A 19,697-nucleotide genomic window follows, 5' to 3' on the forward strand; every position below is an offset into this window, starting at 1 on the left:
ATCCCCAACAGGAGGCCATACAGATCGACCACGGCAGACATTTCGCCTGCGATATGGCCAGCGTCTGCTGACCACATGATCGGCCCTTTCTGATCGGTGATGCGGGCTCGCTGGATATGGCACAATAAAACCGGCATGGGTCAGACGTCGGGAGCGTCCAGTGGCGGCCAGCCTCGCAAGCGCTATATCGAAGAAAAACTCAGGTCGACCCGACAGGAGCATACTCCATGGCTGACACGCCGACACCCGATGCTTGGTTTCTCGCGGCCCTGACGACAGAGCATTTCGTGCAGCAGACAGCGATCAGCACGTCCATAAGTGAAATGGCGTCGCGGACGACCATCTACATTATGGCTCTGTCGAGCGCTCTGGTGGCAACGGGCTTTGTTACGCAGTCCTCCGAGTTCTTCCTGCCGTTTGTCGCGGTTGTGCTGCCATCGGTCTTTTTACTGGGTGCCTTTACCGTCTTGAGGTTGGTCGACATCGCCGCTGAGAACATGCAGGCCCATATCGGCATTGCCCGGATCAGAGCCTACTATCGAACTTTGGGCGACGAGGCTGCCTTCCAGTTTTCCAAGGAATTCGGTCGCTGGCCCGAAAATGACGCCGAACCTTCTCTTCGTACTGGGCCTCTCCTGGCGTACCTGACCACTGCAGCTACTATGATCGCATTCATAAATGCCATCGTCGCTGCGGCGGGCGTTACTCTGCTTGCGTTTGGTGTCGGTGCAGAACTATTGCTCGCGCTGTGTCTTGGCGCTGGAGCAGCAATCGGCTTGATGACGATTTTCTATTTATACCAGCGCCTTCGGACGAAAGGCATGGTCCGCATTGCCAAACCCTATGGCTCTGAAAAGAGCGTGCTTTGAGCGGGTAATGAATGTGGTGTTTGTGTGAACGGCACCGGCATGGCAATTCCGATCTTATTGACGACCAATGCTCCACGCCCCTCGCAGGCTGTTCGCAATGGCGAGCCCTTTCGGGATCGAGACATTTCCGCAAACTTTTTTGCCCGGCATGCGTTGTTCCTTCTCCGAGCACAGGAGAAAGCCATGCAGACTAAGTCGCAGACTTCAGCCGAAGCCGCCAAGCAACGCCATATCCAGCGTGGTATCGACGCCAAAGACGAGACGAAGAGCAATGGCAAAATGCAACAAGCGATGCAAGCCGGCGCCCGCAAATATCCCGAGCCACCTTTTCCCGAGCAGCATCAACCCAAACCGGGGCATGAATGGGCGATCGAGCCCGCTCCGCTCTACGATGCGCCTTACTACCTCGGATCGAAAAAACTCGACGACAAGGTAGCGCTTATCACGGGTGGTGATTCCGGCATCGGCCGTTCGGTGGCAGTCTTGTTCGCCCGCGAGGGCGCCGACATTGCGATCGTATACTTGAGTGAAGACAGAGACGCCGAAGCGACCAAAAACGCCGTCGAAAAGGAAGGCCGGCGTTGCATACTGATAAAAGCCGATGTCAGTGAACGCGAGCATTGCCGCAACGCCGTGGCGCTGACGGTCGAAAAATTCGGCAGGATCGACGTGCTGGTCAACAACGCCGCTTTCCAAATCCATTCCAGTGACTTCAACGACCTGACCGAGGAACATTTCGACACGACGCTGAAGACCAATCTTTACGGCTATTTTCATATGGCGCAGGAGAGCGTGCCGCACATGGAGCCGGGCTCCGCGATCATCAATACCGGTTCGGTGACCGGCATCGACGGTTCCAAGCAACTGGTTGACTATTCGATGACCAAGGGCGGCATTCATGCCTTCACGCGAGCGCTTTCGGGCAATCTGATCGGCAAGGGCATCCGGGTAAACGCGGTCGCGCCAGGTCCGGTGTGGACGCCGCTCAACCCTTCGGACAAGGAAGCCGACGACGTCTCGAAATTCGGCGCGGATACGCCGATGAAACGGCCAGCGCAACCGGAAGAACTTGCCCCGGCTTACGTGTTCCTCGCCTCGTCGCATTGCTCGAGTTACATCACGGGAGAGATCCTGCCGGTGGTCGGTGGCTACTGAGGTCGCGGAACGTATTTCATTGCATTGGGCTACCGAGTAGACGGCACGCGACGACGTCGTCTCCAGGGAGACGCTTGCCGCGCTCGATCGCTTCAAGAAACGCGTGATCGGTGCCGTGCGCCGCCGCTACACGGCACCCGCCACGGCTCCGGAGCAATAGCGCTCCGTGTTGGCCGAAATCCTCGCTCGCGTTTTCAATTTTCTGAATTTCCGCTTGGAACTCTCCCGCCGGCATACCGTTCAAACATCATTGGAGAACGACCATGCCACGAGGCGACAAATCGAAATACAGCGACAAACAGGAACGCAAAGCCGACCACATTGCCGCAGGCTATGAGAAGCGCGGTGTTTCCGAGAAGGAATCCGAGCGCCGGGCATGGGCGACCGTCAACAAGGACGATGGCGGCGGCAAGAAAGAAGGCGGCTCGGGTCGTGGTAAACACACCGGACACCCCGCGGCCCACAAGGGTGGGAAAAGCGGCGGCAAGGCATCGGCTTCACGGTCAGCCGCAAGCCGATCGGAATCGGCAAAGAAGGCAGCGGCAACACGCAAGCGGAATGCCGAGCACCATGCCCATTAACTGCCCCGCAACAGGTTCGGAACGCCATGAAACCCAAGCTCGTCAATCAGGTCAGCGGGCAAAGAATTTTCGTCGTGGTGCTCGACCTCGGCGACGAAGGCTTCGCCGCGCTGACCGCCTTCGCAACCGACAAGAACATCGCCGACAAGAACATCGGCAGTGCCTCTTTGACTGCGATCGGAGCGTTCGGCGCCGCCTTGATCGATGTTAATGCGTGAGATTGGCAAGCGCCTACCCGGCTCCTTGGCCATCAAGGGCGGATGTCTCTGTGGCAGGATCCGATTCAGCGCCGGGATCGAACCGAGGGCTCACTACTGCCACTGCGATATGTGCAGACGAGCGACCGGCAGCGCGTTTGCAGTTCTTGCCTGGATGCCCTGCCAAAGCCTGACCTGGAATTCCGGAACGCCAACATATCGAAGGTCTTCGCCGATCGCACAAAGAGGCTTCTGCCCAGAATGCGGGTCGCCGCTCAGCCTTTGCTACGACGCGTCGCCAACCGAGATCGCGCTGCACGTCGGTACCTTCGATGATCCGGCTCACCTGGTGCCTCGGTACAACTACGGTTCAGCGCAGCGCCTTGGTTGGGTGTGCTGCGGAATAGACCTACCGGACCGCGACACCGAGGAGCGCTGGTAGCGCCGCCTGTTGCGAATGACCTAGATTGCCGATCAGGAATGCGGCCCTTGTCGCCGTGCCCCGAAAGTGCGGTCTCGATCTGCCCGGCCTGCCGACGTGGCCAGACCGTCGACAAGCCCTAAGCGCTAGCCGGTTTTGATCCTTTGGGGGGCCGCATTCTCTATCGCGAGGAAAATCGCTTCGAACAGATCCTCGTCGCGGAAGGGCTTGCCGAGCAAGGGCACGTCGGCCGGCCGATCGGCAATCTCCCGGGCATCGGCATAGCCCGTGATCATGACCGCTGGCCAGTCCGAGCGCAAATTGCGCGCGAAGCGGATCACGTCGACGCCGGATACGAGTGGCATGGCGAAGTCGGTGATAATGACGTCGAACTGGTTGGGAGTGCGCTCCATCATGGCCAGCGCCTCCGCCCCTCCTCCCGCGCAGGTCACCTCGAAACCACGTTGGCGAAGGGACTCGGCGGTCAATTGCCGCAAAACATGGCTGTCGTCGATCAGGAGGATTGATGGGTGCTCCATCCCGGCATCGGCGAACGCTCGTTCAATGTCGGGTTCCACCACAGGATCGACCGGCTGTTCGGTCGATCGTGGCAGCCAGAGTTGCATGGTAGTTCCGCGGTTGACGACGCTTTCTATGCGAAGTGTCCCACCTGACTGCTTCATGAAGCCGTAGACCGTGCTGAGGCCGAGGCCCGTTCCCTTACCGACCGGCTTGGTGGTGAAGAACGGTTCGACGACCTTGGCGACAAGATCGGGAGGTATGCCGGATCCGGTGTCCTTGACGGCGATCATGACATAGTCGCCCGGCGGAATATCCTCTGTTGGCGTCCCGATCGATCGATTCTGCGCATGCACGGTTATTGTCCCGCCAGAGGGCATGGCGTCACGCGCGTTGAAAACCAGATTCATCAAGGCCAATTCAAGTTGGCCTGCATCGACATGCACCGGCCAGATCGTGTCATCGATCTGCCAGTCGAAACGGATCAACCCCCCCAGCACGGGCGCCACCAATCCGTTCATCGTGTCGCCCAGCGCAGCAAGGCGCACCGCTTCCGGCTTCAGGGTCTGGCGCCGCGAGAATGCCAGCATTCGCGCGACAAGGTCAGCGCCTTGTCTTGCAGAACGCCGCGTCAGGTCGAGTACCTGTTGCGCCTGATCATCCAACGTAGCCCGGCGTTCAAGCAGCCCTAACCCACTGAGAATTGCGGCGAGCAGGTTGTTGAAATCATGCGCCAGGCCGCCGGTTAGCTTGCCGATAGCGTCGATGCGCTGGGATTGAAGCAGCTGATCCTCAAGACCGCGCCGCTCGGTGATGTCAAGCAATGTGCCGATGATTTCCGGTTCACGGCCATCTGAGCCGTCCGACATCACGCCCTGGTCGAGAAAGATGCGATACTCGCCATTGGCGCAATGCCAGCGGAACTCGCACGTATAGGAGCCGGTGGTTTTGGCCGCCAGCAGCGCTTGCTTCAATCGCGGCAGGTCGTCGGGATGAACGCGGCTGAGACCGAACTCCGGATCCGATGTCAGGTATTCAGGCGCAAAGCCGGTCAAGCGCTCGACGCCCTCGGTAACAAAGCGCGCCGCGAAGGGCGGCTCGGCTGCCCGAGCATGAAAGCAGACCGGCAACGAATTCAGGATGGCATCCTGCCGTTGCTCGGCGCTGCGCAGCGCGCGTTCGGCCTGAAGCTTGTCCTTGTGCGCCTGCAACGCCTGCGCCAATAGTCCCTGCTCGACCTCCGCCTTGCGCTGGATCTCGAGCGTCTTCTCGTGGAGTTCGACGAAAACCGCGACTTTCGAACGCAGCATGATCGGATCGAATGGCTTGAACACATAGTCGACCGCGCCGGCATCATAGCCGCGCAGCATATGCGCATCCTCCTTGTTGATGGCGGTCAAGAAGATGATTGGGGTGCGCTTGGATTGCTCGCGCTGGCGGATAAGTGCGGCCGTTTCATACCCGTCCAACCCTGGCATGAGGACATCCAGGAGAATGACGGCGAACTCCTCTTTCAGCAGAAAGCGCAGAGCCTCTTCGCCCGATTGGGCGCAGATGACCTCTCCGATAGTCGCGAGCACTTCGCTGATCGCCAGCAGATTGCGCTCATCGTCGTCCACCGCCAGGATGCGGGCTCTTGCCGGCCCTTCGGCAAGAGCTGCCACCTCAAGTTTCCTTACCCTGTTTCTTGCCAGCTTTTGCATCGAACGGCCGTCAGTTCGCTGCCAGGAGAAGTTTTTCCGGGCTCTCGACACGGGATCGGGCACGCCCGATCCAGACACGAAGCAGCGCCAGCAGGAGATCCAGGTCGACGGGTTTGGCGATGTAGTCGGAAGCCCCGGCATCCAGACATTTTTGCCGATCCCCCTTCATCGCCTTTGCGGTGACGGAAATCAGCGGGATATGAGCAATCGCCGGTGTGCCGCGAATCCGCCGCATCGTCTCGTAGCCGTCCATCTCCGGCATCATGATATCGATCAATGCCACGTCGACATCGGGCGCCTGTTCAAGAAGCGCGATGCCATCACGGCCCCGCTCGGCATGCAGAACCTGTATGTCATAGGTCTCCAGAACACTGGTGAGCGAATAGATATTGCGAATGTCGTCGTCGACGATGAGAACTTTCGCCCCGGCGAGATCGGACTTGCCGTTGTGTTCAGTTCCTGCCCAGGCCTCTTGGCGACCTTCTCCCGGCAGCGTTGCCGAAATATGCAGCGCCAATTGAGCGAAGTTCTCCGCCCGCGGTGCTTCCGCCAAGGCCGGGTTCAACGCCAGTACCTGTTCAAGCGCGTCCGGGTGAGGCGTAAAGAACAGCAGCTGCGGCAAGGCTTCGCCGAAGTGGCCGGTGATCTCGTCCAGCGCCTTTGCGTTGTCCTTGGCGGAGCGTCCAAAGCCGAGCACGACGGCATCATAGGAGGCGAGGCCAACGTCTTCTGCATTTGCCGCAACTCGACCGATCGCGGTGACCGACGTTACGCCGTCGCGGATTGCCTCGACCAGCGCCAGACGCCGCTCCGGGTCAGGGTCCACGACCAGAACGCGGCGCTGAACGCGGAGCTTCTTCGAGTGGATATCCTGAAACACCTTCATCAGCTCGTCCGAGGAAACGGGCTTGGTGGAAATGCTGGACGCCCCCTTGCGTGCGAGACTGTCGATGTCTTCGGCACCCGAGATGACATGGATGGGAATTCCCCTCGTCTTCTGGTCATGCCGCAGCAGATCGAAAAGCACCCAGCCATCGATATCCGAAAGCCCGAGATCAAGCGTGATTGCGTCGGGAACGAGCTTGCGGGCCAATGCCAGCGTGCCGGAACCTGCATTCGACAGAACGCCTTTCAGCCCGGCCGACCGGGCGAGGCCGAGCAGCAACCCGCCAAAGGTCGGGTCGTCCTCGACGATCAACACGATCCGATCGGTGGGTAGGATTGAATCGCGGTCGTCGATCAGCTCTGCCGAGGCCGGACTGCTGAGCAGAGCTGTCGCAGCAACCGCCTCCGCCGCCGGAGCCAGGGTCGACTGTACTGTCGTCACGCGGGGGCCGTCGAACGGGATGATGAGGGTAAATGTCGACCCCTTGCCCGGCGTGCTTTCGACCCGCAATTCGCCGCCAAGCAAGCGAGCGATCTCGCGGCTGATCGAGAGCCCAAGGCCGGTGCCGCCATACTTGCGGCTGGTGGTGCCGTCGGCCTGCTGGAAGGCCTCGAAAATCAGCTTCTGTTTGTCTTCTGGAATGCCAATGCCGGTGTCGGTGACGGCGATCGCGAGAGCCTTCACCGGCTGCGTCGCGCCATTGCGGCGGCCGGCCTTTTCAACCCGGAAGTTCAGGCTGACCTCGCCTTCCGAGGTGAATTTGAATGCGTTGGAAAGCAGGTTGAGGACAATCTGCTGCAAGCGTTTCTCATCTGTGCGGACCGTGTCGGGAAGCGCCGGATCGACCTTGATGGTGAAGCCAAGTCCCTTGTCGGCTGCCAGCTGACGAAAAGTTCGTTCCATGTGCTGGCGAAGATGCGTCACCGGCATATCGTTGATGTCGATGGAAACAGTGCCCGACTCGATCTTCGACAGATCGAGGATATCGTTGATGAGGCTGAGAAGATCGGTTCCTGCCGAATTGATGGTGCGGGCGAACTCTACCTGTTTTTCGTTGAGGTTGCCGTGCTGGTTGGTCGCCAGCAGGTTTGACAAAATGAGCAGCGAATTGAGCGGCGTGCGCAGTTCGTGGCTCATATTGGCCAGGAACTCGGACTTGTATTTCGACGTGAGTGCCAGTTGCTCGGCTTTCTCCTCCAGCGCGCGTCGCGCCATCTCGATTTCGAGATTCTTGTTTTCGACCTGCTTCTTTTCGTTCTCGAGCAGCTGCGCCTTTTCCTGCAGCTCCTCGTTCGTCGCATGCAGCTCTTCCTGCTTTTTTGTCAGCTCGGTTTGACGCGCTTGCAATTCCGACGTCAGCAGTTGCGACTGCTTGAGCAGGCCCTCCGTGCGCATCGTCGCAGCGATGGTGTTGAGAACGATGCCGACGGATTCCATGAGCTGGTTGAGGAACGACTGGTGTGTGTCACGAAACTCGCCGAACGAGGCGAGCTCGATGACGGCTTTGACTTCATCCTCGAACAGGGCAGGCAGGATGATGACATTGGCTGGCGAGGCGCTGCCAAGACCAGATGTGACCCGAAGGAATTCTGGCGGCACATTGTCCAGCATGATGGCGCGCTTGTCGGCGGCACTTTGCCCAACCAGGCCCTCTCGCAGATCAAGCCGCTGCTTGATGGCAGCCTTGCTCTCGGCGCCATAGGAAGCCGCCAGCTCAAGATAGGATTCCTCCTCGTCGCGATTGGTGACGTAGAACACCCCATACTGGGCGTTCACCAGAGGAGCGAGTTCGGACATGATGAGCCGCGAGACGGTGGCAAGGTCGCGCTCGCCTTGCAGCATGCGCGAAAACCGGGCGAGATTGGTCTTCAACCAGTCCTGCTCGGCATTCTTCAGCGTCTGATCCTTCAGATTGCGGATCATCTCGTTGATGTTGTCTTTTAGCGCGGCGACCTCGCCGGAGGCTTCGACGCTGATCGAACGGGTAAGATCGCCCTTCGTCACCGCCGTCGAAACCTCGGCGATGGCACGCACCTGGGTGGTCAGATTGGCAGCGAGTTGATTGACATTGTCGGTGAGGTCGCGCCAGAGGCCGGCGGCACCTGGCACACGCGCCTGACCACCGAGCTTACCCTCGATGCCCACCTCACGGGCGACGTTGGTCACCTGGTCGGCAAAGGTGGCAAGCGTCTCGATCATGCCGTTGATGGTGTCGGCCAGCAGGGCGATCTCTCCCTTCGCGTCGACCGTCAGTTTGCGCCTGAGATTGCCTTGCGCGACCGCCGTCACGACATCGGCGATGCCGCGCACCTGATTGGTCAAGTTCGTCGCCATCAGGTTGACGTTGTCGGTCAGGTCCTTCCAGGTACCGGCAACACCTTCGACGCGCGCCTGGCCACCAAGCTTGCCCTCGGTGCCAACCTCACGCGCGACTCGGGTGACCTCGCCGGCGAAGGAGTTCAACTGGTCCACCATGGTGTTGATGGTCGACTTGAGCTCCAGGATTTCGCCCTTCACATCGACGGTGATCTTCTTCGACAGGTCGCCGCGCGCCACGGCGGTCGTGACTTCGGCGATGTTGCGCACCTGGCCGGTCAGATTCTCGGCCATCGAGTTCACATTGTCTGTGAGATCCTTCCACGTGCCGGCAACGCCGCGCACCTGCGCCTGGCCTCCCAACTTGCCTTCCGTGCCGACCTCGCGTGCCACGCGCGTGACTTCCGAAGCGAAGGAATTAAGCTGGTCCACCATTGTGTTGATGGTGTCCTTCAGCTCCAGGATCTCGCCGCGGACATCGACGGTGATCTTCTTCGAAAGGTCCCCGAGCGCCACGGCGGTGGTTACCTCGGCGATGTTGCGCACCTGGCCGGTCAGGTTGGCCGCCATGGCGTTGACGTTTTCGGTCAGATCCTTCCACGTGCCGCCGATGCCGCGCACCTGGGCCTGGCCGCCGAGCTTGCCATCGGAGCCGACCTCGCGCGCCACACGTGTCACTTCCGAAGCGAAGGAATTGAGCTGGTCGACCATCGTGTTGATGACGTCCTTGATCTGCAAGATCTCGCCCAGCGCGTCGACGGTGATCTTCTGGGTCAAGTCGCCGGTCGCAATGGCCGTTGCCACCTTCGACACGTCACGCAACTGCACCGTCAAATTGCCGGCCATAGCGTTGACGTTGTCGGTCAGATCCTTCCAGGTGCCACCGACGCCTTCGACATGCGCCTGGCCACCAAGCTTGCCTTCCGATCCCACTTCGCGGGCCACACGCGTGACCTCAGAGGCGAAGGAGTTCAGTTGGTCGACCATCGTGTTGACGGTGTCCTTGAGCTCCAGGATCTCGCCTTTGACGTCGACGGTGATCTTCTTCGACAGGTCGCCGCGCGCCACGGCGGTGGTGACTTCTGCGATGTTTCGAACCTGGCCAGTCAGGTTGGCGGCCATGAGATTGACGTTGTCCGTCAAATCCTTCCATGTGCCACCGACGCCCCTCACCTCGGCCTGGCCGCCCAGCTTGCCTTCGGTGCCGACCTCGCGCGCCACGCGCGTCACTTCCGAGGCAAAGGAGTTCAGCTGGTCGACCATCGTGTTGATGGTGTCCTTGAGTTCCAGGATTTCGCCTTGCACGGCGACCGTGATCTTCTTCGACAGATCGCCCGACGCGACCGCCGTCGTCACCTCGGCGATATTGCGCACCTGACCGGTCAGGTTCTCGGCCATCGAGTTGACGTTGTCGGTGAGGTCCTTCCAGGTGCCGGCGACGCCGCGCACCTGCGCCTGGCCGCCAAGCTTGCCTTCGGTGCCAACCTCGCGTGCCACGCGCGTGACCTCGCCCGCGAATGAATTCAGCTGGTCCACCATCGTGTTTATCGTGGATTTCAGCTCGAGAATCTCGCCCTTCACGTCCACCGTAATCTTCTTCGACAGGTCGCCCAAAGCCACCGCGGTCGTCACTTCGGCGATGTTGCGCACCTGGCCAGTCAGGTTCTCGGCCATGGAATTCACATTGTCGGTCAGATCCTTCCACGTACCACCAACACCCTCAACGCGCGCCTGGCCGCCAAGCTTGCCTTCAGTGCCGACCTCGCGCGCCACGCGCGTCACTTCCGAAGCGAAGGAATTGAGCTGGTCCACCATCGTGTTGATGGTGTTCTTCAGTTCTAGGATTTCGCCCTTGACATCGACTGTGATCTTCTTCGACAGGTCGCCCGACGCGACTGCGGTCGTAACCTCCGCGATGTTGCGCACTTGCCCGGTCAGGTTCGTGGCCATCGCGTTGACGTTGTCGGTCAGATCTTTCCACGTGCCGGCGACGCCCTTGACCCGGGCTTGGCCGCCGAGCTTGCCTTCCGTACCGACCTCGCGCGCCACGCGCGTCACCTCGGAGGCGAAGGAGGCCAACTGGCCGACCATGGTGTTGACGATCTTGCCGATGCGCAGGAATTCGCCGCGCAGCGGTCGGCCGTCAATTTCGACCATCATGGTCTGCGACAGGTCGCCCTTGGCGACGGCGCCGATAACGCGCGCAACCTCAGCCGTTGGCTGAACCATGTCTTCGATGAGATCATTGACTGAACGGACACTGGATTCCCAACTGCCGGTGGCATTGCGAACCCGGCCGCGCTCGCCTATCCGCCCTTCCTTGCCGACGACCCGGCTCAAGCGCTCGAACTCGCGCGTCACTTGGTCGTTGAGGTCTGCGATCTCATTGAAAGTCTCAGCTATCTCGGAATCGAGGCCTTCATAAACATTGTCGATGCGGACGGAGAAATCGCCGCGCCGGAAGGCTTTCAGAGAATTCAGAATGCTTCGACGGTCCAATTGCTTCTTGGATGCCTGCACGGTCACAGCGCCACTCCCAGCCCTATGGATTTATACGGATAAAATTGCCCCCGCGGCCAATGGTGGATCGCGCCGCAAGACCCCAAACGCGGCATTTTCCATTTTGTTCCATCGTGAATTCCAGGCCGACGATTGCGCCTTGGTTTGAACGCCGGATTTCATGATGCGGTTGTGGAAGGCGAGGCAGGCTTTGCGACCCATGTCCCGTGAAGGAAAATCGGATCGTGAAAACCCGAATTGGCGTAGCTTGCCGAATGGACGACGAAGGGGATGTTTCGGGCGTCAAGCAATGTAGCTATTCGTACGCAATCCCCGTCCGCCAGGCCGATATCCATGACAACAATGTCGGGAGAACTGCCCCTGAACCATTCCAGCGCGTCGACGCAGGACGAAAAGACCCCAGCGATGTCGAACCCCGCGTCACGCAACATGTCTTCAAGTTCGAGCGCGATAAACGCCTCGTCTTCCAAAATCGCAACGGACCTATGGTGGTCCAATTATCGCAGTCCTTTGCTCTCCGAAGCGATCGGCAGCGCAGCACGCCGCCTGACCGGTTCCACCCGGTGGTCGAAGCTCACGGCAATTTTCTTGCCGGACATGGCATGGACCATAAGCCCGACCAATTCCTCGTCGTCGCAGCGACACTCAGGAAACCTTGCGCGGATTTCATCGACCGCAAACGCCGTCGAGATAATGTCGTCAGCGCGATAGCCAGAGATCACCGCGTAGACTGCGCTATAGGTTTCAAGGTCAATGGCTTCGGTTTTCAGCACATCATCCTCCCTGCGGAAGGCCGACGGCAGAGGCGCCGGATGTCTCGCAAAGATTGCTAGATGCCGGCATCGAGTCTTCGGCGCTGTATCCTGTTCATTCTATGACGGTTGGCCGCGCTGTCGATAGCTCTGCAAGGCTTTGTACGCTTCCAGACACTGATTCACGCGAGCGACCAGATCAGGCAATCGTGCCGTTCATATACGTTTTCCGGTTCACTGTAGTGCCGTGCGCCAACTGAAACAGTCCGCCCGACCAGAATGACAATTGTCGGCCCTTTCACTTGAAGCCCCCCAGATCAGCGAGTGAGTTGTGGCCAACACTCCAACACCTCCGCCATGCTGGCCGCCTCAATCTGCTCACTGAAGCGGGAATGGTAGACTTCCATCAGTGCGTCATGGGTCTGGTCGGCAGAGCTGCAGATGGCATCGGTGACGAGAATGACGCGAAAGCCACGATCGATGGCGCCAAGCACGGTCGCGAGAACGCAAACGTCGGTTTCGCCACCGGTGATCACGAGCGCACGCACGCCGGAGCCACTCAGCAGCGCGTCGAGCCGCCCCTCGGTCCAGGGCGAATAGACATGTTTGTCGACCACCGTCGCCGGCGGTACAAATCGTGCTAGTTGAGGCATCAGCTCGATCAGGCGCGGATCGATGTTGGAAAGGGTTACCTCCGCCCACCGACGATAGTAGTTTGCCCACATTCCCGGCGCCTCGCCCGGGCGGGCGGCAGGAATGAAGCGCGTGAACAGGGTACGGCTGGCATGTCTGGCGACCAGTTCTTCGATCGCCGGGACCACCTTTTCAGCCCACGGCACGGGCCAAGGTCCACCCGGCGCAAACAGCCGCTGCATGTCGACGCACAGATGCAGGCCATCGTCGCCTATTGGTCCGTGAATCAATCCTTGGGCGGCCACTGGTGGATTCCGTCGGGTTTGGGTTACTGGCCTGCCTGCCGCGCTGCATCGGCCTCAGCCACATCAACAGTGTAAAGCAATTCACCGTTTTCGTTGGATACCCTCACAAGCCAGCCGGACAGAGTGTCCGTGCCAGGCTGCAGGTCGGCGAGAAGATCGATTGCGCAGCGGATAGCTTCGGACCGGGCCGCCTCAAGGCTCGCCATCCTCGACGGCGGTATGCGTCGGCTGGTTTCGCCATCGCGATACTCAAAGACATATACGTCGCCGGCGCCGTCGCTTGCAGAGGTTATCTCGACCTGGTCGAAATTGCCGTTGCTGCTCGCGTCATATTCATTGGCTGCGAGATCAAAGGTCGCTGTCTGGACCAGGATTGCCTTTGCGCGGGCAAGCACGTCATCTTCAGCTTGTATCCCGACGTTTGCCATGTCCACCGTAACGCAGTCGCCGCCCTCGCCGCAAAATATCACCCGGCGAACCGACTGCCCGTCTGGCGCCCTGGCATTCACCACTTCGGTCCGAACGACTTGCATGACACTCTCCTGCCTGTGTCTGACAATGTTCATGGTGCGCTTTCGGTTCCTGCGGATGCAGGCGCCGGCCCGGCAACTTAACGCCTGCGCCGCCGCCAAAGGCCATTCGGAACCCAAGGCCAACAATGAGAAGGCCGGCGATCCGCTGCTGCCAAAGCCGCACACGAGGGCGCTTCAGGATCCAGGCGCCTATGCTGCCGGAGGCCACGGCATAGGTCCCCAACACCAACACGCCCGTCATTTTCTGAGTTGCTCCCAGCAGCAACAGTTGAAGCGTCACGGAACTCCCATGCGGATCAACGAACTGAGGCAGGAACGCTGCCATAAACGTGATGGGCCACGGATTGAACAGATTGGCAATCATGCCTTCCCGTGCCGCGGCAACGGCCTTGATCGGGGTCGTATCCGGCCGGGCCTGTGTTTCCGGCTTCGTGAAGACCAGCCCTAGCCCGAGCCATACGAGATACGCCGCCCCAAGCCATTGCAGTGCTCCAAAAGCTAGTGGGGAGGTTCGCACGAGAGACGAAACACCGAACGCTATGAGAGGAAGCTGAACCATGCCGGCGCCGGCCGTCATCCCCAATACCGTGAACAGCGCAACCCTGCGTCCCTGCCCTATGCCGCGCGCCGTCACCAGCATGCTATCCGGCCCGGGCGGCATCTGCAGCAGGACGACCGTTCCCACGAATGCTATCCAGTGGGCGGGATCGATGACTTGTTCCTCTCAACAATGATGCTCTTGTTGGACTTGGAGCGGCGATATAGCCGGTCAACGCGAAGCTGCGGCGCCGAGGCCGTTGCGCAGAAGTAGCTCATGTCTGGTTCAGAATTAACTGCAGAGCCGCGACCGCCTTGCTCCACGATCATCTCGGCAATGTACTCCTTGAGGTCCCCGACTTCGTCCTGAATGTCCTCGGGGGCGATGCCTTCCTCGTCTGCATCCGCGATGCATTGGCTTGCGAGTTCCTCTGCGGCATCGACGCCCTTCCGCATGAGAGCAGGCTTTTCGATCACATGCTCCTCAATCCATACTCCGACGAAATGGACTGTACGATTTACGATGAGGTCAGCGTCTTCCGAGAGCTGCGCCTCGGTTTTCAAATCGTCCCTCGTCGACACTTTCATGGAACTCACCTCGGCAAATGGGCTCACTTCCAACGCCGACAGGTTGCCAAAAGATGCACCGTGCCGATGAAAATCGCTGTCGAGACCGACAGGATTTCCCCCCACCGGACATTCACGGTGCACCGAGCCCCCGCCGCAGGAACAATTCGAACGGAAACGCGTTGCCCTAGCTGGAAACGGGATAAGCGCAAAATGGCCGCGCCACGTGCTGCCTGGAAGGGCTTCTTGAAGGTTGGTTCGGTTACTTGCGGCGTGAAGATTGTCGGCGCAACCAGCGAAGCATCCAAGATCCATTTCAAGATTTTGAACCGCAAGGACGGTCTGCCGGTCAGGAGCGTCTACGCCGACGAGGAGACCGGAAAGCTGGTGGATGCAGCGGATCAGGTGAAGGGTTTCGAGATCGCAAAGGACGAATTTCTCCAGATCGAACCTGACGACATAAAGGCGTTGAAGCTGACGTCGAAGCACACGCTCGAAGTCGGCGAATTCGTATCGATTGACGATATCGATACGCGCTATCTCGAGAAGCCCTACTATCTGATCCCGGCCGACGGCGCCGCAATCGAAGCATACGGAGTGATCCGCGATGCCATGAAGAACAAGGGCGTGGCCGCTCGATCCTGCGTGGTGCTCTACCAGCGCGGCCGCGAAGTGCTGATTCAGCCCTATGGCAAGGGGATGGTGATGACCGAGCTTCGCAACCACAACGAAATGGTTTCGGAAAGCACTGTGTTCGATGGATTGGCCAAGCAGAAATACGACCCCGCTCTGCTCGAAATCGCCGGCATGCTTATTGACAAAAAAGTGACGACCTTCGATCCCTCGAAATTTGAAGACACCTATGAAGACGCGCTGATCGCCATGATCGATGCAAAGCGCAAAGGCAAGAAGCTGCCGAAGCCCGCACCAAGGCCACAGGAGAATGTCATCAACCTCGCTGAGGTGCTGAAGAAGAGCCTCAAACAGGAAGGGCTGGCGAGATCCACAAAGAGAGCCTCACCGAAACGCAAGACAGCATAGTTGATAGCTGCCCAGCCAGAAGGTCCGCACAGCAGCCCCAGCCGCCCCTAAATCGTTTGGAACAATTCTCGCGGTTGCCCGTTGGCCACCAAGGACGATGCCGTACCGAGATCAAGAACGTCGACAGGCAGTCCTCAAAGAGCCAGAGGCAGCGGATGCCAACATTGCGCTCAAAGGAGCCGGAACGCAGGACTCTGATCGGGCGCCGACAAGCCCCAGGACCGCTGGCCATCGGTAAAAATACATGGGGTGTGAAAAGACCCTTTCGCCTCCAGACGCGGCGACGCGCGACCGGTGGCGGGCCGAACCCCACGCCCAAGCGAAACCCGGAGAATAGATGTGCCCCCCAAACCAGAGCCAACCGAAGAGCCGCCAGTGGATGCGCCGACGTGGACGCCGGACATACGCGAGCCTGAGCCGGATCTTCTTCACGACGAAGTGCCAGTTCCTAATCCGGACGAGAACCGTGATCCGCCAAAGCGAGGCGTGGTGACAGACTGAACAACGAGTTTGGTCCGGCATCCTCCTGCAAAGGCGTTTATCTCGCCGCCGGGTTCAAGATCGCCAGTGAAATGCGACTGGATTTGGATGCGCCGAATGCTTGACGGATTTGGTCTCCATAGTGTGGACCTGCCGACGCTTCGCCAAGCCTCATTTTCCAAGTATCTGTTCGAACGTGCATTGCTTCGGGCTTTTGTCAGGACGCCATCGCAGAAATTTGGTGCCATGACGGAAACGATCCCCGGTGACATGATCGAACCGCACCTCCGCCACCAGTTCGGGCCGCAATGGCTCCCATTGTCCGCTTCTTTCCGTGCTCCACCGACTGGGACCGCCCGGCGCTTTTCCCGTGAAGCCAGGAGCCGATCGCAAAGCTTCAAGTTGTCGCGTAAGCTTGGCCCTGTCCTCCCGGGCGATCGTCGAAGTGAACCCGACATGGTCGAGTTGCCCCTGGTCATTGTACAGGCCAAGCAACAGGGAGCCGACTTCACGCGAATTCGCCAGGTAGCGGAACCCTCCGACGACACAATCGGCCGTGCGCAGGCGCTTGACTTTGACCATGGCGCGCTCGCCGGGTCGATATTCGTCATCGAGAAGCTTGGCAACGACCCCGTCGGTCGAACCTTGTCCGGATTGGCCAAGCCATCTGCCTGCCGCCGCCAAATCACGCGTTGCCCGAGACAGTTCGAGATCCTTTCGCCCGGCCGACTTTACGAACAGTTCGAGTGCAGCGCGCCGAACCGAGAGCGGCTGCTGCATCAAGGCGCCCTCGGAGGTCGCCAACATGTCAAAGAGGATCAGCTTTGCCGGCGTCGCGACCGACAGTTTCCGGATCCTGCTTTCCGCCGGATGCAGCCGCATCTGCAAGGCGTCGAAAGAAAGAGCGCCTGCAATTTCGATGACGATCTCACCATCGACCACGAACTCTTTTGTTTTCAGTTCATGCAACATCGCGACGACTTCCGGGAAATACCGCCCTAACGGCTTGCCGGATTTTGCACGCAACTCCACGGCCGCGCCGGCTTTAAAGGCCAGGCAGCGGAACCCGTCCCATTTGGGTTCGTATTGCCATCGGCCAGCATCGGCCGGCAACGTGTCGGCAGCCTTTGCTTCCATCGGCGCCGTGCTCAACGCCACGCCGAAAGACGATTTTACACTCGTCGGCAGATCGCGAGAGATGGCAGATTCGCCCGTCATGAAAGTTCCGTGGACAACGATGGAGATCGACTCAACGCAGCACTGGTGCCGGTTTTGGAAAAATCATGCTTCAACAGGGTTAGGTCATGATGAGATTTCAACCAAATCTCATCATGACCTGGGACGGTCTACTCGGCAGCCTGCATGTTGATCTTGCTTTCCGCCATTTCGGTGAGCTTGCGATCGGTCGCCTGCTCTTCCTTCAGGTTCTTGGCCAACACGTTGGCGCAGTCACTGCGGCCAAGCTGCTTGGCCCAGGCGATGAGCGTGCCATATCTGGTCATCTCATAATGTTCGACCGCCTGCGCCGAGGCTATCAGTGCCGCGTCTAGGACCTCCTTGTCGTCAACGTCGCCGCTCACATCATCGGCTTCCTCCAGAATGCCGTCTATCGCCTGGCAGTTGACCTCCTTGGCCTTGACGCCATGCAATTCGAACACCTGTTCGACGCGCTCGATATGGCCTTTGGTCTGCTCGAGGTGTTTTTCGAATCCGGCCTTCAATTGCGGATCGGTTGCCTTGCCGATCATCTTCGGCAGCGCTTTCTCGATCTGCTTTTCGGCGTAATAGATGTCGCGCAGCGTGTGCACGAAGAGATCGTCGAGTGTCTTGATGTCCTTCGAAAAGAAGCCCATGGCCTTACCTTTCATTGTGCAGAAGTTCGGGTTCGGCGGCGGCTTGCCCGCCACCCGCGGAGGCCGGGAACTCGTCCCGGCTTGCTGGTCAACGCACCGGTGCTGGAGGAGTTCCTGATTCCGAGCCGGCCGTTACTCCTTTTCGAGACGCTGCGGTCCATCTCCGGAGGAGCTTTGACCCGATCACACGTTCCATGGTCCAGCGAGGACCCTCAGGCGCACGCCGGCGCGGAAAAACTGACGGCCAGGAGAGCCGAAACGTGCTGTGCGCCGCAAGTTCTCGCAGGCGATGGCTGCTTCGGCAGATGCAATGCCAGCGTCGGGCGCGCACTATTGTCGGGAGAACTCTTGGTCAAGTATGCGAAGGCCCTCTTCATATTTGGCCGCCGACGCTCCGACCTGCCTCGACTGCCAGATGTTGTCCTCCAGATCGGCGCGTTTTACGGGGAGCGCCACTGGGTTCGACGCAGCCCGCCGGACAAAGGCGAAATACTCCTCATCCGGCCTGCGCGACATGGCATCGACCGCCGCGGTAATTGTCGGTTCGAAGCCTGCTTCTTCGAGCTTGGCGCGGGTCCAGCCCTCGCCTTTCTCCAGAACGTCATGAAGGTAGGCAACAGTCTTCTGATCGATTGTCTCGACAGCGTCGACGACACGGCGGCAATGCTCGATGTAGGGCCGCCCGGTCTTATCGCGCTGCGACGCGTGAACCTCCTCCGCAATCTTTGCCGCCTGGTAGAAACTGCTCATCGCGCCTGTCGTTACCGTGATTGACTCTGCCTGATGAAACCTATTCGACGATATGTGGCGTGTGTCGCTTGTCCTCGGCAGGGTCGACATCGATACGGGCCTTTTCCGGATCGAAAGCGCCGTGACCTGCAATAGCCAGAGCAGCCGCATCGGGCGTTTCGTAGGCCCACATGAAATCATCGGAAGAACTGCCGACGGCGTGGACACGCCAGTAGCTTGCGGTGCCTTTGAGCGGGCACCGGGTGGTGGTGTCGGTCTTTTCGAAAAGATCGAAATAGATGTCCTCGAACGGGATATAGAAAACGGGCTCGTGCCCGTCTTCACGCAGGACCTTCGCCCGCTCCGTAGCTGCGACGATGGCGTCGGAAAACCGCACCGTCACCGTGCCGGAAAACGGTTCTATGGCCAATCGGCCAAGGTTTTGCTGTGAAGTTGCGCCTGAAGTTTGCATCTGAATTTCTCCCTGGCGATTACCGCAAGATCGGTCATGCCTGGAGACGAAATGCGCGGCGGCGCTTCAGGTTCCGGCATGTCCGATGAAGCTGAATGGCAGCCGGCCTTAAAGCGCCTACCGCCTGCCGTATCCAGCAGTACTCGTCAGTAAGGCGCGGTAAAATGCACGTCCAACCCATTCGAAGATTTTGGAAGGACGACACGGTCGTCGCTTCCGTGGAGCGTCAGGGCTGGCACCGAAATGATCTTCGCCGCCACTTGCCGGCGGGCGAGTTCGTGGCTGGAGATGCTCCAGCTGTTTAGCCGTCGTCAGCTGCCGCCTCATGTACGGGCTCCGGGGCGGCCTCAGTTGCTGCCAAGTGGGCCGCAAGGTCCCTATAGACCTTGTCCCTGCCGCCATCGTGTTTAGCGATCAGGCCAAGTAGGTCATGACGGCTTAGCTTTGCAATCTTCATTAGGAATTCGAATTCGTGCTTCGGAATCGAGGCGGCTAAGCGATCGAGTTTGGCCCGCCGGGTCTCTTTGGACACATGTGCTCCTATGTATCCAGGCAGCACGCGAGGCACGTATTCGGAGGCCCGCCATTGTCTTGATGGCGGGCCTTCGGGCGGCCGAAGCCGCTAGGT

General features: G+C 59.6%; 18 protein-coding genes. 6 read left to right on the plus strand and 12 right to left on the minus strand.

The genetic code is table 11. The features are described from left to right. Positions 1-227 precede the first annotated feature (227 nt). The 5 genes from NLY37_RS14125 (at position 228) to NLY37_RS14145 (ending at position 3,244) form a co-directional block, all read left to right on the plus strand. Positions 228-869, plus strand: a complete 642-nt coding sequence (locus NLY37_RS14125) for a hypothetical protein (RefSeq protein ID WP_023741803.1) — start codon at positions 228-230, stop codon at positions 867-869. A 183-nt stretch (positions 870-1,052) separates the two neighbouring features. Next, positions 1,053-2,024, plus strand: coding sequence for an SDR family oxidoreductase (locus tag NLY37_RS14130; RefSeq protein WP_023687856.1), 972 nt, complete (start codon positions 1,053-1,055; stop codon positions 2,022-2,024). A gap of 263 nt (positions 2,025-2,287) precedes the next feature. Further along, positions 2,288-2,605 (plus strand): hypothetical protein, encoded by a 318-nt coding sequence (locus NLY37_RS14135; RefSeq protein WP_023687854.1) that lies wholly within the window; start codon positions 2,288-2,290, stop codon positions 2,603-2,605. 26 nt (positions 2,606-2,631) lie between these two features. Then, positions 2,632-2,823, plus strand: coding sequence for a PPC domain-containing DNA-binding protein (locus NLY37_RS14140; RefSeq protein ID WP_023687853.1), 192 nt, complete (start codon positions 2,632-2,634; stop codon positions 2,821-2,823). Continuing rightward, the gene (locus tag NLY37_RS14145) at positions 2,816-3,244 is read left to right on the plus strand and encodes a GFA family protein (protein WP_280938685.1); all 429 of its coding nucleotides are present in this window, start codon (positions 2,816-2,818) and stop codon (positions 3,242-3,244) included. Before NLY37_RS14140 ends, NLY37_RS14145 begins: the two co-directional genes overlap by 8 nt. 125 nt (positions 3,245-3,369) lie before the next feature. Here the strand turns inward: NLY37_RS14145 and NLY37_RS14150 are convergent, their stop codons facing one another. The 7 genes from NLY37_RS14150 to NLY37_RS14180 all read right to left on the minus strand — a co-directional run bounded on the left by NLY37_RS14150 (position 3,370) and on the right by NLY37_RS14180 (position 14,075). Next, entirely contained in the window at positions 3,370-5,508 is a 2,139-nt protein-coding gene (locus tag NLY37_RS14150; RefSeq protein WP_245270897.1) for a PAS domain-containing hybrid sensor histidine kinase/response regulator, read from the minus strand. Further along, positions 5,456-11,167 carry a HAMP domain-containing protein gene (locus NLY37_RS14155; RefSeq protein WP_031246159.1) on the minus strand — a complete coding sequence of 1,904 codons (5,712 nt, stop codon included), beginning with the start codon at positions 11,165-11,167 and terminating at the stop codon, positions 5,456-5,458. The genes NLY37_RS14150 and NLY37_RS14155 overlap by 53 nt, the downstream gene beginning before the upstream one ends. Before the next feature lie 158 nt (positions 11,168-11,325). After that, complete coding sequence (locus NLY37_RS14160) at positions 11,326-11,637, minus strand: response regulator (RefSeq protein ID WP_198024940.1); 312 nt, start codon at positions 11,635-11,637, stop codon at positions 11,326-11,328. Positions 11,638-11,664: 27 nt separating this feature from the next. Then, positions 11,665-11,940, minus strand: coding sequence for a hypothetical protein (locus NLY37_RS14165; protein WP_023741805.1), 276 nt, complete (start codon positions 11,938-11,940; stop codon positions 11,665-11,667). 296 nt (positions 11,941-12,236) lie between these two features. Further along, positions 12,237-12,857, minus strand: coding sequence for a cysteine hydrolase family protein (locus NLY37_RS14170; RefSeq protein WP_023687850.1), 621 nt, complete (start codon positions 12,855-12,857; stop codon positions 12,237-12,239). Between the two features lie 23 nt (positions 12,858-12,880). Further along, positions 12,881-13,285, minus strand: coding sequence for a DUF6894 family protein (locus tag NLY37_RS14175; protein WP_023741806.1), 405 nt, complete (start codon positions 13,283-13,285; stop codon positions 12,881-12,883). Then, entirely contained in the window at positions 13,260-14,075 is an 816-nt protein-coding gene (locus NLY37_RS14180) for a LysE family translocator (RefSeq protein ID WP_245270900.1), read from the minus strand. Before NLY37_RS14180 ends, NLY37_RS14175 begins: the two co-directional genes overlap by 26 nt. 167 nt (positions 14,076-14,242) lie before the next feature. On the opposite strand from NLY37_RS14180, the gene ku reads away from it, so the two are divergent. After that, positions 14,243-15,535: a non-homologous end joining protein Ku gene (gene ku / locus NLY37_RS30790; protein ID WP_348626553.1), complete on the plus strand. Its 1,293-nt coding sequence runs from the start codon at positions 14,243-14,245 to the stop codon at positions 15,533-15,535. 651 nt (positions 15,536-16,186) lie between these two features. On the opposite strand, the gene NLY37_RS14190 is transcribed toward ku, so the two are convergent. The 5 genes from NLY37_RS14190 to NLY37_RS14210 all read right to left on the minus strand — a co-directional run bounded on the left by NLY37_RS14190 (position 16,187) and on the right by NLY37_RS14210 (position 19,601). Beyond that, the gene (locus NLY37_RS14190; RefSeq protein WP_023714624.1) at positions 16,187-17,233 is read right to left on the minus strand and encodes an ATP-dependent DNA ligase; all 1,047 of its coding nucleotides are present in this window, start codon (positions 17,231-17,233) and stop codon (positions 16,187-16,189) included. 128 nt (positions 17,234-17,361) lie between these two features. Further along, positions 17,362-17,868 (minus strand): YciE/YciF ferroxidase family protein, encoded by a 507-nt coding sequence (locus tag NLY37_RS14195; protein WP_023741809.1) that lies wholly within the window; start codon positions 17,866-17,868, stop codon positions 17,362-17,364. 330 nt (positions 17,869-18,198) lie between these two features. Then, positions 18,199-18,618, minus strand: coding sequence for an HD domain-containing protein (locus tag NLY37_RS14200; RefSeq protein WP_023741810.1), 420 nt, complete (start codon positions 18,616-18,618; stop codon positions 18,199-18,201). A gap of 40 nt (positions 18,619-18,658) precedes the next feature. Next, the gene (locus tag NLY37_RS14205; protein WP_023704637.1) at positions 18,659-19,069 is read right to left on the minus strand and encodes a DUF427 domain-containing protein; all 411 of its coding nucleotides are present in this window, start codon (positions 19,067-19,069) and stop codon (positions 18,659-18,661) included. 301 nt (positions 19,070-19,370) lie between these two features. Beyond that, positions 19,371-19,601, minus strand: coding sequence for a hypothetical protein (locus tag NLY37_RS14210; protein WP_023741811.1), 231 nt, complete (start codon positions 19,599-19,601; stop codon positions 19,371-19,373). Between the last annotated feature and the right edge of the window lie 96 nt (positions 19,602-19,697).

This window comes from Mesorhizobium sp. C395A, from assembly GCF_030323205.1.
GTDB lineage: Bacteria > Pseudomonadota > Alphaproteobacteria > Rhizobiales > Rhizobiaceae > Mesorhizobium.

What these genes read in the sequence shown, in the direction of transcription:
- NLY37_RS14125 (WP_023741803.1), top strand. Translation starts at nt 228, where the DNA reads ATGGCTGACACGCCGACACCCGATGCTTGGTTTCTCGCGGCCCTGACG.
- NLY37_RS14130 (WP_023687856.1), top strand. Translation starts at nt 1,053, where the DNA reads ATGCAGACTAAGTCGCAGACTTCAGCCGAAGCCGCCAAGCAACGCCAT.
- NLY37_RS14135 (WP_023687854.1), top strand. Translation starts at nt 2,288, where the DNA reads ATGCCACGAGGCGACAAATCGAAATACAGCGACAAACAGGAACGCAAA.
- NLY37_RS14140 (WP_023687853.1), top strand. Translation starts at nt 2,632, where the DNA reads ATGAAACCCAAGCTCGTCAATCAGGTCAGCGGGCAAAGAATTTTCGTC.
- NLY37_RS14145 (WP_280938685.1), top strand. Translation starts at nt 2,816, where the DNA reads ATGCGTGAGATTGGCAAGCGCCTACCCGGCTCCTTGGCCATCAAGGGC.
- NLY37_RS14175 (WP_023741806.1), bottom strand. Translation starts at nt 13,285, where the DNA reads ATGGCAAACGTCGGGATACAAGCTGAAGATGACGTGCTTGCCCGCGCA.
- NLY37_RS14190 (WP_023714624.1), bottom strand. Translation starts at nt 17,233, where the DNA reads ATGACGGGCGAATCTGCCATCTCTCGCGATCTGCCGACGAGTGTAAAA.
- NLY37_RS14195 (WP_023741809.1), bottom strand. Translation starts at nt 17,868, where the DNA reads ATGGGCTTCTTTTCGAAGGACATCAAGACACTCGACGATCTCTTCGTG.
- NLY37_RS14200 (WP_023741810.1), bottom strand. Translation starts at nt 18,618, where the DNA reads ATGAGCAGTTTCTACCAGGCGGCAAAGATTGCGGAGGAGGTTCACGCG.
- NLY37_RS14205 (WP_023704637.1), bottom strand. Translation starts at nt 19,069, where the DNA reads ATGCAAACTTCAGGCGCAACTTCACAGCAAAACCTTGGCCGATTGGCC.